We start from the raw sequence: 15,094 nt of genomic DNA, 5'->3' as shown, positions 1-15,094 counted from the left end.
CCACGTTGCCGGCTCTCGGCAATGAATACCGACGTGTGATACGCAGGGGCGGCATGCCGCCCCCAGACATGCAGCCTGGTCTGTCGCGCCAGGGCGCGTTTGCCCCACCTTCCATCCACATTGTTAATTTAAGGAATGCGTGTGCTAGTTATTTTGGGTTATCTCGTGGTATTGGGTGCGGTGTTTGGCGGCTACCTGATCGTGGGCGGTCATCTCGGTGCGCTCTATCAGCCGGCGGAGTTTCTGATTATCGGCGGGGCGGGGGTCGGCGCTTTCATCGTCGGCAACAACGGCAAGGCGATCAAAGCGACGCTGCGCGCCCTGCCGCGCCTGATGCGCCGTTCCAAATACAACAAAGATCTGTATATGGATCTGATGGCGTTGCTGTTCCGTCTGCTGGCCAAATCGCGTCAGCAGGGCATGCTGTCGCTCGAGTTCGATATCGATAATCCGCAAGAAAGTGAAATTTTCTCTAATTATCCGCGCATCCTTGCCGATAACACCCTGGTGGAGTTCATTACCGACTATTTACGGCTGATGGTGAGCGGCAATATGAATGCGTTCGAGATCGAAGCGCTGATGGACGAAGAGATCGAAACCTACGAGCAGGAAAGCGAAGTGCCCGCCGGCAGTCTGGCGATGGTGGGCGACTCCTTGCCGGCGTTCGGCATCGTCGCGGCGGTGATGGGGGTGGTGCACGCCCTGGCTTCGGCTGACCGTCCGGCCGCTGAACTGGGCGCGCTGATCGCTAACGCCATGGTCGGTACTTTCCTCGGCATTTTGCTGGCCTACGGCTTCATCTCGCCGCTGGCGACGTTGCTGCGTCAGAAGAGCGCCGAAAACGTCAAGATGATGCAGTGCATCAAAGTCACGCTGTTGTCGAGCCTGAACGGTTACGCGCCGCAGATCGCGGTCGAGTTCGGCCGTAAAACGCTGTATACCACCGAACGTCCTTCTTTCGTTGAGCTGGAAGAACACGTGCGCCGCGTGAAAGCGCCGGCGCAGCAGGCGACGGAAGAAGAAGAAGCATGAAACAGAATCATCCGGTCGTTTTGGTCAGAAAGCGCAAGTCGCATCATGCCGCCCATCACGGCGGCTCCTGGAAGATCGCTTATGCCGACTTTATGACGGCGATGATGGCGTTCTTCCTGGTGATGTGGCTGCTGGCGATCGCCAGCCCGCAGGAGCTGACGCAAATCGCCGAATACTTCCGCACGCCGCTCAAGGTTGCCCTGACCAGCGGCGACAAGAGCAGTTCCGAAAGCAGCCCCATTCCTGGCGGCGGCGACGATCCAACGCAACAGCATGGCCTGGTGAAAAAACAGGTCGATTCGCCGGACTCGCGCGCCGAAGAGCTGCGCCTGAACAAGCTGCGTGAAAAGCTGGATGAGTTGATTGAGTCCGATCCGCGCCTGAAGGCGCTGCGTCCACATCTGTTGATCAACATGATGGACGAAGGGCTGCGCATCCAGATTATCGATAGCCAGAACCGGCCGATGTTCAAAACCGGCAGCGCGCAGGTCGAGAGCTACATGCGCGATATTCTGCGCGCGATAGCGCCGATCCTTAACGACTTGCCGAACAAAATCAGCCTGTCCGGCCACACCGATGACATCCCTTACGCCACCGGCGAACGCGGCTACAGCAACTGGGAACTGTCGGCCGATCGCGCCAACGCGTCGCGTCGCGAGCTGATCGCCGGCGGCCTGGCGGAAGGCAAAGTGCTGCGGGTGGTAGGCATGGCGGCCACCATGAGCCTGAAACAGCATGGCGCCGATGATGCGATTAACCGCCGCATCACCGTACTGGTGTTGAACAAGCAAACGCAAGAGGGCATCGAGCACGAAAATGCCGAAAGCAACGCGCTGGATATTGCCCAGCCGGACAGCCTGAAGCAGCTGGCGCCGTCGGCGACCGCGCCGGCCAGCCAAACGCCGGAATCCTCGACGACAGCCCCGGAACCCGCGGCGCCAACGCCGAACGCTCCCCCGCAGGCGTCCCCGGCGATAGCCCCGGCCGACCAGGCGCCGGAACCACCGGCGGCCGCACCCGCACCGACTAACCGCGACTCACAGCCAGAGGTGACCCCGTGAGCATGGACATTAGCGATTTTTATCAGACCTTCTTTGATGAGGCGGACGAGTTGCTGGCCGACATGGAGCAACACCTGCTGGAGCTGGATCCGTTGGCCCCCGATATCGAGCCGTTGAACGCCATCTTCCGCGCGGCGCATTCGATCAAGGGCGGCGCGGCGACCTTTGGTTTTTCGGTGCTGCAGGAAACCACCCATCTGCTGGAGAACCTGCTGGACGGTGCAAGACGCCAGGAAATGAGCCTGAGCACCGAGATTATCAACCTGTTTCTGGAAACCAAAGACATTATGCAGGAGCAACTGGACGCCTATAAAACCTCGCAACAGCCTGACGCTGAAAGCTTTGAATACATTTGCCAGGCGCTGCGTCAGCTGGCGTTGGAAGCGCAACAGCAGCAGGAGGCGCCTGCGGCTCAACCCGCCGTTCAGCAGCCGGTCGCTCAGCCATCGGCCGCGCCGGCGGCGATCGAAGGCGGCATGCGCATCAGCCTGAACGGGCTGAAAGCCAGTGAAATCCCCTTGATGTTGGAAGAGCTGGGCAACCTCGGCGAAGTTAAAGACCCGCATCAGACGGAACACAGCCTGGACGTGACGTTGCTCACCTCCGCCAGCGAAGACGACATCAGCGCCGTGCTGTGCTTCGTGCTGGAACCGGAACAAATCAGCTTCTCGACGCCGACGCAAAGCGCGCCGGTCGTCGCGGAGGCGAACTTGCCGGAGACGGTCGCTGCGCCGGAACCGGCGCCGGTCGCCAGCGCTGCGCTGCCTGCCGCCAAACCGGCGGCCGCAGCGGCGGAAGCGCCGAAAGCGCGCGCCAAGGCGAGCGAATCCACCAGCATTCGCGTAGCGGTGGAAAAGGTGGATCAGCTGATCAACCTGGTGGGCGAGCTGGTGATCACCCAGTCGATGCTGGCGCAACGTTCCGGCACGCTGGATCCGGTGAACCACGGCGATCTGCTGAACAGCATGAGCCAGCTGGAACGTAACGCACGCGATCTGCAGGAATCGGTGATGTCGATCCGCATGATGCCGATGGAATACGTCTTCAGCCGCTACCCGCGTCTGGTGCGCGATCTGGCCGGCAAGCTGAACAAACAGGTGGAGCTGACGCTGCAGGGCAGCTCGACCGAACTGGATAAGAGCCTGATCGAACGGATTATCGACCCGTTGACGCACCTGGTGCGCAACAGCCTCGATCACGGTATCGAAGAGCCGGCTACCCGCATCGCCGCCGGTAAATCGGCGGTGGGCAATCTGGTGCTGTCGGCCGAACACCAGGGCGGCAACATCTGTATTGAGGTCATCGACGACGGCGCCGGTCTGAACCGCGAAAAAATTCTCGCCAAGGCCGCTTCGCAAGGGCTGGCGGTGAGCGACAGCATGAGCGACGAAGAGGTCGGCATGCTGATCTTCGCGCCGGGCTTCTCCACCGCCGAGCAGGTGACCGACGTTTCCGGCCGCGGCGTCGGCATGGACGTGGTGAAAAGAAATATTCAGGAGATGGGCGGCCACGTCGAGATCCGTTCGCAGGCCGGTAAAGGCACCACCATCCGCATTCTGCTGCCGTTGACGCTGGCGATCCTCGACGGCATGTCTGTCAAAGTGAACGACGAAGTCTTTATTCTGCCGCTGAACGCGGTGATGGAATCGCTGCAGCCGCAGGCGGAAGACTTGCACCCGCTGGCCGGCGGCGAACGCGTGCTGCAGGTGCGCGGCGAATACCTGCCGCTGGTGGAACTGTATCGGGTATTCGAAGTGGAAGGCGCCAAAACCGACGCCACCCAGGGCATCGTGGTGATCCTGCAAAGCGCCGGCCGCCGCTATGCGTTGCTGGTGGATCAGCTGATTGGCCAGCATCAGGTGGTGGTGAAGAATCTGGAAAGCAACTACCGCAAAGTGCCGGGCATTTCCGCCGCGACCATTTTGGGCGACGGCAGCGTGGCCTTGATCGTCGATGTCTCGGCGTTGCAAACCTTGAACCGTGAAAAGCGTCTGACGGACGCCGCCGCATAATAATGAGTTTATTGATTTAAAAGGTGAATGATATGGCAGGATTGGCAGCCGTCAGCAAATTGGCTGGCGAAACGGTAGGGCAAGAGTTTCTGATTTTTACCCTGGGCAACGAGGAGTACGGCATCGACATCCTCAAGGTGCAGGAAATTCGCGGCTACGATCAGGTGACCCGCATCGCCAACACCCCGGCGTTCATCAAGGGCGTCACCAACCTGCGCGGCGTGATTGTTCCCATCATCGATCTGCGGGTGAAATTCTCCCAGCAGAGTGTTTCCTATGATGAGAACACCGTGGTGATCGTGTTGAACTTTGGCCAGCGCGTGGTGGGCATCGTGGTTGACGGCGTCTCCGACGTGCTGTCATTGACCGCCGAGCAGATCCGTCCGGCGCCGGAGTTCGCGGTGACCCTGGCGACCGAATACCTCACCGGCCTCGGTTCGCTGGGCGAGCGCATGTTGATCCTGGTGGATATCGAAAAGCTGCTGAGCAGCGAAGAGATGTCGCTGGTCGACAGCGTGGCGAAAAGCGTCTGATCCAAGACTCAAGGGGGCAGGGCGCTGCCCCCTTCAACCTTCACGTTCCCTGACCTGTCGCGATGCCGCCCGCCGCGCCCGGAACCCCCACTAAAAATAGTTACTTTCCCGCATAAAGTTTTGCCGCGCTGCGCCGATAACTCTCACATTCAACGTCATCAGAGCCTGTCTGCGCGGGCTTCAACAAGGGAAATCATGTTAAATCGTATGAAGGTGGTCACCAGCCTGTTGCTGGTGTTGGTGCTGTTTGGCGCCTTGCAGTTGATTTCGGGCGGACTCTTTTTCTCCTCGCTGAAAAGCGATAAGGAAAACTTTACCGTCCTGCAAACTATTCGTCAGCAGCAGCTGCAGCTGAGCGAAAGCCGCGTTGACCTGCTGCAGGCGCGCAACTCCCTGAACCGTGCCGGTATTCGCTACATGATGGATACCAACAAGATCGGCAGCGGCGCCACCATTGATGAACTGCTGGCCAAGGCGAAGGAAGAGCTGGGTGAAGCGGAAAGACACTACGCCGCGTACGAGAAAATCCCTCAGGACCCGCGTCAGGATCCTCAGGCGGCGGAACGCCTCAAGCATCAGTACGATGTGCTGTACGGCGCGCTCTCCGAGCTGATCCAACTGCTGGGCGAAGGCAAAATCAACGCGTTCTTCGATCAACCTACGCAGAGTTACCAGGACAACTTTGAGCAGAGCTACAACGTTTACCTGGAGCAAAACGGCAAGCTGTACCAAATCGCGGTCGACGGCAGCAACAGCTCCTACAACTCGGCCATCTGGACGCTGATCGTGATCCTGGTGGTGGTGCTGGCGGTGATCGTACTGGTCTGGACCGGTATCCATCACATCCTGGTGCGTCCGCTGAACCGCATGATCGAGCACATCAAACAGATCGCCGCCGGCGACCTGACTCAGCAGATCGTCGTCAACAGCCGCAACGAAATGGGCGTGCTGGCGGCCAGCCTGAAACACATGCAAGGCGAACTGATTGAAACCGTCAGCGGCGTGCGCCAGGGCGCAGACGCCATCTACAGCGGCGCGTCCGAAATCGCCGCGGGCAACAACGATCTCTCTTCCCGCACCGAGCAGCAGGCCGCGTCGCTGGAAGAGACCGCCGCCAGCATGGAACAGCTGACCGCGACGGTGAAACAGAACGCCGAAAACGCGCGTCAGGCTTCGCAACTGGCGCTGAGCGCCTCTGAAACCGCGCAGAAAGGCGGCAAGGTCGTGGCTAACGTAGTGCAGACCATGCATGACATCGCCGGCAGCTCGCAGAAGATCGCCGATATCACCGGCGTGATCGACGGCATCGCCTTCCAGACCAACATCCTGGCGCTGAACGCCGCGGTGGAAGCGGCGCGCGCCGGCGAACAGGGCCGTGGCTTCGCGGTGGTGGCCGGTGAAGTGCGTAACCTGGCGCAGCGCAGCGCACAGGCGGCGAAAGAGATCAAAGGCCTGATCGAAGATTCGGTCAGCCGCGTCGATATGGGTTCCGTGCTGGTCGAGAGCGCCGGGGAAACCATGGGCGACATCGTCAACGCCGTCACCCGCGTGACCGACATCATGGGCGAAATCGCCTCGGCGTCGGACGAGCAGAGCCGCGGCATCGATCAGGTTGGCCAGGCGGTGGCGGAAATGGACCGCGTCACCCAGCAGAACGCCTCGTTGGTGGAAGAATCCGCCTCGGCGGCGGCGGCGCTGGAAGAACAGGCCAGCATGCTGAACCAGTCGGTAGCGGTATTCCGTCTGAGGCAGGAAGGCCAGGAAGAATTTAAAGCGCCTGTCACCAGCAAGGCGACGGTAACACCGGTAATCAATCATAAGAAAATGAACGCCAGCGATCTGCAGGATAACTGGGAAACGTTCTGACCGGTATCGGGCCTCTCTCGCTGAGGCCCTTTTCCCTACGTAGGCCGGTCGCCGGCCGGCTGCAAGGAGGTTCAAGTGTTTAACCGAATCCGTATCTCTACCAGCTTATTCCTGTTGTTGATGACCTTCTGCGTTCTGCAGTTGGCCAGCAGCGGCCTGTCGTATTCCGCGTTTCGCTCCGATAACCATAACCTCGACATCATCACCCTCGGCAGCCAGCAGCGCGATTCGCTCAGCCTGAGCTGGGTGTCGCTGTTGCAGGCGCGCAATACGCTGAACCGCGCCGGCACCCGCGCGGCGCTGAAACTGCCGCAGGAGCAGGTGAACGAGCTGATGAGCAACGCCCGCAGTTCGCTGCAGAAGGCCGATCTCTATTTCAATCAGTTTATGGCGGTTGAACGCAGCAGTGAACAGCAGAACCAGCAGACGGCCACCACCAAGGCCAGCTACGAGCGGCTGCGCGGCGCGCTGCGCGAGCTGATCGGCTTCCTGGAAAAGGGCGAGCTGCAGGCGTTTATGGATCAGCCGACGCAGAAAACCCAGGACCTGTTCGAGGCCGACTTCGTGCAGTACCTGCAGTTGGTGAACGGTGACATCAGCGAGGCCAGAGACGCTAATCAGTTCTCCTTCACGCTGGCGGGCCTGATGCTGGCGGGGGCGGTATTGATGCTGATCGTGGTGACCGGCAGCGCCATGTGGTGGTTGCGCACCATGCTGATACAGCCGCTGAACCAAATCCGCAGCCACTTTGAACGCATCGCCGCCGGCGATCTGGCGACGCCGATTCAGGTGTACGGCCGTAATGAAATCAGCATGCTGTTCGCCAGCCTGCAACGCACGCAGCAGTCGCTGATCGGCACCGTCGGCGCGGTGCGCGACGGGGCGGAGTCGATTCTGATCGGCCTGCAGGAGATCGCCGAAGGCAACAACGATCTCTCTTCCCGCACCGAGCAGCAGGCCGCGTCGCTGGAAGAAACCGCCGCCAGCATGGAACAGCTGACCGCGACGGTGAAACAGAACGCCGACAATGCGCGGCAGGCGTCTCAGCTGGCGCGTGATGCCTCGGCCACCGCGGCCAAGGGCGGCGAACTGGCCGGTGACGTGGTCACCACCATGCACGATATCGCCAACAGTTCGCAGAAAATCGGCGCCATCACCAGCGTGATCGACGGCATCGCCTTCCAGACCAACATTCTGGCGCTCAATGCGGCGGTGGAAGCGGCGCGCGCCGGCGAACAGGGGCGGGGTTTCGCCGTGGTGGCCGGTGAAGTGCGCAATCTGGCGAGCCGCAGCGCGCAGGCGGCGAAAGAGATCAAGGTGCTGATCGACGAATCGGTCAGCCGCGTCAAACACGGCTCGGTGCTGGTGGAAAACTCCGGCGCCACCATGCAGGACATTGTGCGTTCGGTAACTCGCGTGACCGACATCATGGGCGAGATCGCGTCGGCTTCGGATGAACAAAGCCGCGGCATCGAACAGGTGACGCAGGCGGTGACCCAGATGGACCAGGTTACCCAGCAGAACGCCGCGCTGGTGGAAGAATCCGCTTCTGCCGCCACCGCGCTGGAAGAGCAGGCCATTACCCTGGCCGACGCGGTCGCGGTATTCCGTCTGGCGGACGATAACGTCGTCGCGCCAGGTAACAGCAACAACGCAGTTTCACCCGTGGTAAAGGAAGCCCAAGATTGTTAAACCGCATAAACAGCACGTTTTTCTCCGGTGAGGCGGCATGAAACAGGCGCCGTCTACTTCTAACCGGGATACTGCGTCGATGTTGACGCAAATGGTGCAGCGCCTGCCGCTGTCGGACGTGCATTTTCGCCGTATCAGCCAGTTGATTTATCAACGCGCCGGCATCGTGCTGGCGGAGCATAAGCGCGAGATGGTTTACAACCGCCTGGTGCGCCGGTTGCGGCTGCTGGGATTGCACGATTTCGGCGACTATCTGGCGCTGCTGGAAAGCGATCCGAACAGCGCGGAGTGGCAGGCGTTCATCAACGCATTGACCACCAACCTGACGGCATTTTTCCGCGAGGCGCATCACTTCCCGATCCTGGCGGAGCATGCGCGCTCGCGGCCGAACGGCTACAGCGTCTGGAGCACTGCGGCCTCGACCGGCGAAGAGCCGTATTCGATCGCCATCACGCTGAGCGATGCCCTGGGGCAGCGGGCCGGCAGTTGCCAGGTCTGGGCCAGCGACATCGACACGCAGGTGTTGGAAAAAGCGGAAGCGGGCGTTTACCGCCAGGAAGATCTGCGCACCCTGACGCCGACCCAAATGCAGCGCTATTTTCTGCGCGGCACCGGGCCGCATCAGGGGCTGGTGCGCGTGCGGCCGGAACTGGCGGCGCGGGTGAACTTCCAGCCGTTGAACCTGCTGGCGCCGGAATGGGCGCTGCCGGGGCAATTTGACGCCATTTTTTGCCGCAACGTCATGATCTATTTCGATAAGGCGACGCAGGAGCGCATCCTGCGCCGCTTCGTTCCCTTGCTTAAGCCGGGGGGGCTGATGTTCGCCGGCCACTCCGAGAACTTCAGCCAGATCAGCCGGGATTTCTACTTGCGTGGGCAGACCGTGTATGGGCTGACCAAGGAGAGGTAATGAGTAAAATCAGAGTGTTATGCGTAGACGATTCGGCACTGATGCGTCAGCTGATGACGGAAATCGTGAACGGCCATCCCGACATGGAAATGGTGGCGACCGCGCCGGATCCGCTGGTGGCGCGCGATCTGATCAAAAAATTTAATCCTCAGGTGCTGACGCTGGACGTCGAGATGCCACGCATGGACGGGCTGGATTTCCTCGAGAAGCTGATGCGCCTGCGGCCGATGCCGGTAGTGATGGTTTCTTCGCTGACCGGTAAAGGCTCGGAGATCACGCTGCGTGCGCTGGAGCTGGGCGCGGTGGATTTCGTCACCAAACCGCAGCTCGGCATTCGCGAGGGCATGTTGGCCTACAGCGAACTGATTGCCGAGAAGATCCGCACCGCCGCCAGAGCGCGCCTGCCGCAGCGATCCAGCAGCCCGGCGCCGGCGATCCTCAGCCATGCGCCGCTGCTGAGCAGTGAAAAACTGATCGCCATCGGCGCTTCCACCGGCGGCACCGAAGCGATCCGCCAGGTGCTGCAGCCGCTGCCGGCCACCAGTCCGGCGCTGCTGATCACCCAGCACATGCCGCCGGGTTTCACCCGTTCGTTCGCCGAACGGCTGAACAAGCTGTGCCAGATCACGGTGAAAGAAGCGGAGGACGGCGAGCGCGTGCTGCCGGGCCACGCTTACATCGCCCCGGGGGATCGCCACCTGGAGCTGGCGCGCAGCGGCGCCAACTATCAGGTGAAGCTGCATGACGGCCCGGCGGTCAACCGCCATCGTCCGTCGGTCGACGTGCTGTTCCGCTCGGTAGCGCAATATGCCGGCCGCAATGCGGTGGGGGTGATCCTCACCGGCATGGGGAACGACGGGGCGGCGGGAATGCTGGAGATGCACCGCGCCGGGGCCTATACCCTGGCGCAGAACGAGGCGAGCTGTGTGGTGTTCGGCATGCCGCGCGAGGCGATCGCCGGCGGCGGCGTCAGCGAAGTGGTCGAGTTGGACAGGATGAGCCAGCGCATGCTGGCGCAGATTTCCGGCGGCCAGGCATTGCGCATTTGATTTCAGTCCGCAGGGTTTGCCCGGCGGCGATATGACCTACGGTCGCCGCGCGGCGGCCTGCGGTTTTGCATCATTAAACGGTTAACTATTTCAGGAGTAACAATGGCAGACAAGAACCTCAGATTTCTGGTTGTGGACGACTTCTCCACCATGCGCCGCATCGTCAGAAATTTGCTGAAAGAGCTGGGCTTCAACAACGTCGAAGAAGCTGAAGATGGCGCGGATGCGCTGAACAAGCTGCGCGCCGGCGGTTTCGACTTCGTGGTGTCCGACTGGAACATGCCGAACATGGACGGGCTGGAACTGTTGCAGACCATCCGCGCCGATAGCGCGCTGGCCGCGATGCCGGTACTGATGGTGACGGCGGAAGCCAAGAAAGAAAATATCATCGCGGCGGCGCAGGCCGGCGCCAGCGGTTATGTAGTGAAACCTTTTACGGCGGCGACGCTGGAAGAAAAGCTCAACAAGATTTTTGAAAAATTGGGCATGTAAGGAGAGGGCGATGAGAGACATTCCAATGCCTGCCAGCGATGCAGCGACCGCGGGAGAGATCATCTCCCGCATCGGCCAACTGACCCGAATGCTGCGCGACAGCATGCGCGAACTGGGGCTCGATCAGGCGATTGCCCAGGCGGCAGAGGCGATCCCGGATGCGCGCGACCGTCTTGACTATGTCGTAACCATGACGGCGCAGGCGGCGGAACGGGCGTTGAACTGCGTGGAGGCGGCGCAACCGCGCCAGGCGGAGCTGGAGTCCGGCGCCAACGCGTTGAAAGGGCGCTGGGACGAGTGGTTCGCCAATCCCATCGAACTGGACGACGCGCGTTCTCTGGTCAACGACACGCGTCAGTATCTGGATCAGGTGCCGGGCCATACGGCCTTCACCAACGCTCAGCTGCTGGAAATCATGATGGCGCAGGACTTCCAGGATCTGACCGGTCAGGTGATCAAGCGCATGATGGACGTGGTGCAGGAGATCGAAAAGCAGCTGCTGATGGTGCTGATGGAAAACATGCCGGAGCAGCCGGTGAAGGAAAAACGGCCGAACGACAGCCTGCTGAACGGCCCGCAGCTCGACCAGAACGGCGTCGGCGTGATCGCCAACCAGGCGCAGGTCGACGATCTGCTCGACAGCCTCGGTTTCTGAGGCCTTTCGGGGCGCGCGACGGCGCGCCCCGACAACAAGCCACGCAGTTTTCGTCTCATCCCCTAAATAACCCGCCTTTTTCCCCGTTGTTCCGCCAATGACATCGCCAATTTTTTGGCATGCTGACCGCCATTCTTTACCCTCCCGACACAGGAACGGCGTTTCGTGGCTGAAGACAGCGATCTGGAAAAAAGCGAGGCCCCCACGCCCCACAGGCTGGAGAAGGCGCGTGAAGACGGCCAGATCCCGCGCTCCCGCGAGCTGACCTCGGTGCTGATGTTGCTCTCGGGCCTGGCGATTATCCTGATGTCCGGCAGCAACATGGCGCAACAGCTGGCGGCGATGCTCACGCAAGGGCTGAACTTTGACCACGGCATGGTCAGTAACGACAAGCAGATGCTTCGCCAGTTGGGCATGTTGCTGCGTCAGGCGGTGCTGGCGCTGCTGCCGATCATGGCGGGGCTGGTGCTGGTAGCGCTCGCCGCGCCAATGCTGTTGGGGGGCATCTTGTTCAGCGGCAAGTCGATCAAGTTCGATATGAAGCGGCTAAACCCCCTGTCCGGGTTGAAACGCATCTTTTCCAGCCAGGTGTTGGCCGAGCTGCTGAAAGGGATCCTGAAAGCGACGCTGGTCGGCTGGGTCACCGGTCTTTATCTGTGGCACAACTGGGCGGCGATGCTGCATCTGATGACTCAGCAGCCGCTCGATGCGCTGGGCAATGCGCTGCAGATGATCCTGTTCTGCGGTTTTCTGGTGGTGCTGGGGTTGACGCCGATGGTGGCGTTTGACGTGTTCTATCAGCTGTGGAGCCACTTCAAAAAGCTGAAGATGACCAAGCAGGATATTCGCGACGAATTCAAGGATCAGGAAGGGGACCCGCACGTCAAGGGGCGCATTCGCCAGCAGCAGCGGGCGATCGCCCGGCGCCGCATGATGGCCGATGTGCCTAAGGCGGACGTGATCGTCACCAACCCGACGCACTACGCCGTCGCGTTGCAGTACAACGACAAGAAAATGAGTGCGCCGAAGGTGCTGGCCAAGGGGGCCGGCGAAATCGCCTTGCGCATTCGCGAGCTCGGCGCGGAGCACCGCATTCCGATGCTGGAGGCGCCGCCGCTGGCGCGCGCGCTGTATCGGCACAGCGAGATTGGACAACACATTCCGGCCACCCTGTATGCCGCGGTCGCCGAAGTGCTGGCCTGGGTGTACCAACTGCGCCGTTGGCGGCGCGAGGGCGGCCTGATCCCGAAAAAACCTGAACGTTTACCGGTGCCGGAAGCACTGGATTTTGCGAGAGAGATGACTCTGATGGCTAATTTGGCCTCCCTGCTTCGTTTGCCGGGCAATTTTAAAGATACGCAGTGGCAGGTGCTGGCCGGCCCGGTGCTGATCCTGCTGATTTTGTCGATGATGGTGTTGCCGCTGCCGGCGTTTATCCTCGACCTGCTGTTTACCTTCAACATCGCGCTGTCGATCATGGTGCTGCTGGTGGCGATGTTCACCCAGCGTACGCTCGAGTTCGCCGCTTTCCCGACCATCCTGCTGTTCTCCACGTTGCTGCGTTTGTCGCTCAACGTCGCCTCGACGCGCATCATCTTGCTGGAAGGCCACACCGGTTCCGCCGCCGCCGGGCGCGTGGTGGAAGCCTTCGGCCACTTCCTGGTGGGCGGCAACTTCGCCATCGGCATCGTGGTGTTCATCATCCTGGTGCTGATCAACTTTATGGTAATTACCAAAGGTGCAGGGCGTATCGCCGAAGTGGGCGCGCGCTTCGTGCTGGACGGCATGCCGGGTAAACAGATGGCGATCGACGCCGATTTGAACGCCGGATTGATTGGTGAAGACGAAGCGAAGAAACGCCGCGCCGAAGTGACCCAGGAGGCCGATTTTTACGGCTCGATGGACGGCGCCAGTAAATTCGTGCGCGGCGACGCCATCGCCGGCCTGATGATCATGGTGCTGAACGTGGTCGGCGGCCTGTTGGTCGGCGTGGTGCAACACGGCATGGAACTGGGTGCGGCGGCGGAAAGCTATACGCTGCTGACCATCGGTGACGGCCTGGTGGCGCAGATCCCGGCATTGGTGATCTCCACCGCCGCCGGTGTCATCGTCACCCGCGTCGCGACCGATCAGGATGTCGGCGAGCAGATGGTGGGCCAGCTGTTCAACAATCCGCGCGTGATGCTGCTGAGTGCCGGGGTGCTGGGCCTGCTGGGCCTGGTGCCGGGCATGCCGAACCTGGTGTTCCTGCTGTTTACCGCGGCTCTGCTGGGCCTCGCCTGGTGGCTGCGCGGCCGTGAACAACAGGCGCCGAAAACGGTGGAAGATCCGGTGATGCCGGAGAATCCGCAGGCCGCCGAGGCCAGCTGGGCCGACGTGCAGTTGGAAGATCCGCTGGGGATGGAAGTGGGCTACCGGTTGATTCCGATGGTCGACTTTCAACAGAACGGCGAGCTGCTTGGGCGTATCCGCGGGATCCGCAAGAAATTCGCGCAGGACATGGGTTATCTGCCGCCGGTGGTGCACATTCGCGACAACCTGGAACTGCCGCCAGCCAGCTATCGCATCCTGATGAAAGGCGTCGAGATCGGCAGCGGTGAAGCGCAGCCGGGCCGCTGGCTGGCGATCAACCCCGGCAATGCCGTGGGCGAGCTGGCGGGAGACAAAACCGTCGATCCCGCCTTCGGACTGGAAGCGGTGTGGATAGACAGCGCCTTGCGCGAACAGGCGCAAATCCAGGGCTTTACCGTGGTGGAAGCCAGCACCGTGGTGGCGACGCACCTCAATCACCTGATTGGCCAGTTCGCCAGCGAGCTGTTCGGCCGCCAGGAGACCCAACAGCTGTTGGATCGCGTGTCGCAGGAGATGCCGAAGCTGACCGAAGACTTCGTGCCGGGCGTAGTGTCACTGACGACGCTGCACAAGGTGCTGCAAAATCTGCTCGCCGAGCGCGTGTCCATCCGCGATATGCGCACCATCGTCGAAACGCTGGCGGAACATGCCCCGGCGCAGAGCGATCCTTACGAATTGACCACCGTGGTGCGGGTGGCGCTGGGCCGGGCGATCACGCAGCAGTGGTTCCCGGGCAACGGCGAGATTCAGGTTATCGGCTTGGATACCCAGCTGGAGCGCCTGTTGCTGCAGGCGTTGCAGGGCGGAGGCGGTCTGGAGCCGGGGCTGGCTGACCGTCTGCTGGAGCAGGCGCGTCAGGCGCTGCAACGGCAAGAGATGCTCAGCGCGCCGCCGGTGCTGTTGGTTAACCATGCGCTGCGTCCTTTACTGGCGCGCTTCCTGCGTCGCAGCCTGCCGCAGCTCGTGGTGCTGTCCAACCTGGAGATCAACGACGATCGCCAGATTCGCATGACCTCGACCATTGGAGCCGCCTGATGAAACGCTGTCTGTCCTTGTTGTGTTTGCTGGCGCCGCTAGCCGCCGGCGCGGTGTCCGGCTCCTGGGTGGCTGAAGGGGCGGGGGTCACGCTGGAACAGGGCGGGATGCGCGATGAATCCGCCGGTTTGCGGCCGCCGAACGCGCTGCCGGATGCCAATGCGCGCATCACCAGCGTCAGCTGGCGCTACCGTTTGCTGGGGCCAGAGCCCGTGGGGCTGCAGGCCCAGCTTTGCACGGTAAACCGCTGCATTCCGCTCGGCGGCGGCAGCGGCAGCAGCATCGGTCTGCAGGGCGAGCCGGCCAATGCGGAATTGCGTTTTGTCTATTACGTGCAGTCGCAAGGCGGGCTGAATCCGCCGCTGCGGGTGATTGGCAATCAGGTGATCGTCAATTATCAGTAAG

The 15,094-nt window shown here is 61.5% G+C and carries 12 protein-coding genes and 1 pseudogene; all 13 read left to right on the top strand.

Features of this window, described 5'->3' with window-relative positions; all coding sequences use genetic code 11:
- Positions 1 to 141: 141 nt before the first annotated feature.
- The 13 genes and pseudogenes from motA (at position 142) to ACORQT_RS15040 (ending at position 15,093) form a co-directional block, all read left to right on the top strand.
- Positions 142 to 1,032 (top strand): flagellar motor stator protein MotA, encoded by an 891-nt coding sequence (gene motA / locus ACORQT_RS15100; RefSeq protein ID WP_015378266.1) that lies wholly within the window; start codon positions 142 to 144, stop codon positions 1,030 to 1,032.
- Entirely contained in the window at positions 1,029 to 2,093 is a 1,065-nt protein-coding gene (gene motB, locus ACORQT_RS15095) for a flagellar motor protein MotB (RefSeq protein ID WP_033643536.1), read from the top strand. The genes motA and motB overlap by 4 nt, the downstream gene beginning before the upstream one ends.
- Complete coding sequence (gene cheA / locus ACORQT_RS15090; RefSeq protein ID WP_164057360.1) at positions 2,090 to 4,105, top strand: chemotaxis protein CheA; 2,016 nt, start codon at positions 2,090 to 2,092, stop codon at positions 4,103 to 4,105. The genes motB and cheA overlap by 4 nt, the downstream gene beginning before the upstream one ends.
- A gap of 32 nt (positions 4,106 to 4,137) precedes the next feature.
- On the top strand, positions 4,138 to 4,638 hold the full coding sequence (gene cheW, locus ACORQT_RS15085) for a chemotaxis protein CheW (RefSeq protein ID WP_025303271.1): 501 nt from the start codon (positions 4,138 to 4,140) through the stop codon (positions 4,636 to 4,638).
- Between the two features lie 195 nt (positions 4,639 to 4,833).
- Positions 4,834 to 6,504 carry a methyl-accepting chemotaxis protein gene (gene tsr / locus ACORQT_RS15080; RefSeq protein WP_164057359.1) on the top strand — a complete coding sequence of 557 codons (1,671 nt, stop codon included), beginning with the start codon at positions 4,834 to 4,836 and terminating at the stop codon, positions 6,502 to 6,504.
- A gap of 75 nt (positions 6,505 to 6,579) precedes the next feature.
- A complete protein-coding gene (locus tag ACORQT_RS15075; RefSeq protein WP_033643533.1) occupies positions 6,580 to 8,196 on the top strand; it encodes a methyl-accepting chemotaxis protein in 1,617 nt (538 codons plus the stop codon).
- A 37-nt stretch (positions 8,197 to 8,233) separates the two neighbouring features.
- Positions 8,234 to 9,106 carry a protein-glutamate O-methyltransferase CheR gene (gene cheR / locus ACORQT_RS15070; protein ID WP_025159837.1) on the top strand — a complete coding sequence of 291 codons (873 nt, stop codon included), beginning with the start codon at positions 8,234 to 8,236 and terminating at the stop codon, positions 9,104 to 9,106.
- On the top strand, positions 9,106 to 10,155 hold the full coding sequence (locus ACORQT_RS15065; protein ID WP_033643532.1) for a protein-glutamate methylesterase/protein-glutamine glutaminase: 1,050 nt from the start codon (positions 9,106 to 9,108) through the stop codon (positions 10,153 to 10,155). The genes cheR and ACORQT_RS15065 overlap by 1 nt, the downstream gene beginning before the upstream one ends.
- Positions 10,156 to 10,257: 102 nt before the next feature.
- Positions 10,258 to 10,647, top strand: a complete 390-nt coding sequence (gene cheY, locus ACORQT_RS15060) for a chemotaxis response regulator CheY (RefSeq protein ID WP_004934862.1) — start codon at positions 10,258 to 10,260, stop codon at positions 10,645 to 10,647.
- Positions 10,648 to 10,657: 10 nt separating this feature from the next.
- A complete protein-coding gene (gene cheZ, locus ACORQT_RS15055; RefSeq protein WP_004934858.1) occupies positions 10,658 to 11,302 on the top strand; it encodes a protein phosphatase CheZ in 645 nt (214 codons plus the stop codon).
- A 165-nt stretch (positions 11,303 to 11,467) separates the two neighbouring features.
- Positions 11,468 to 12,544: pseudogene (gene flhB, locus ACORQT_RS15050) on the top strand (flagellar biosynthesis protein FlhB); the annotation flags it as partial.
- 66 nt (positions 12,545 to 12,610) lie between these two features.
- Positions 12,611 to 14,689: a flagellar biosynthesis protein FlhA gene (gene flhA / locus ACORQT_RS15045; RefSeq protein WP_033643531.1), complete on the top strand. Its 2,079-nt coding sequence runs from the start codon at positions 12,611 to 12,613 to the stop codon at positions 14,687 to 14,689.
- The gene (locus ACORQT_RS15040) at positions 14,689 to 15,093 is read left to right on the top strand and encodes a flagellar protein FlhE (protein ID WP_033643530.1); all 405 of its coding nucleotides are present in this window, start codon (positions 14,689 to 14,691) and stop codon (positions 15,091 to 15,093) included. Before flhA ends, ACORQT_RS15040 begins: the two co-directional genes overlap by 1 nt.
- Position 15,094 lies beyond the last annotated feature (1 nt).

This window comes from Serratia sp. (in: enterobacteria), from assembly GCF_052400455.1.
Classification (GTDB): Bacteria; Pseudomonadota; Gammaproteobacteria; order Enterobacterales; family Enterobacteriaceae; genus Serratia; species Serratia ureilytica.
Note: the sequence above shows the minus strand (reverse complement) of the source record. Positions and strands in the feature narration are given on the sequence as shown.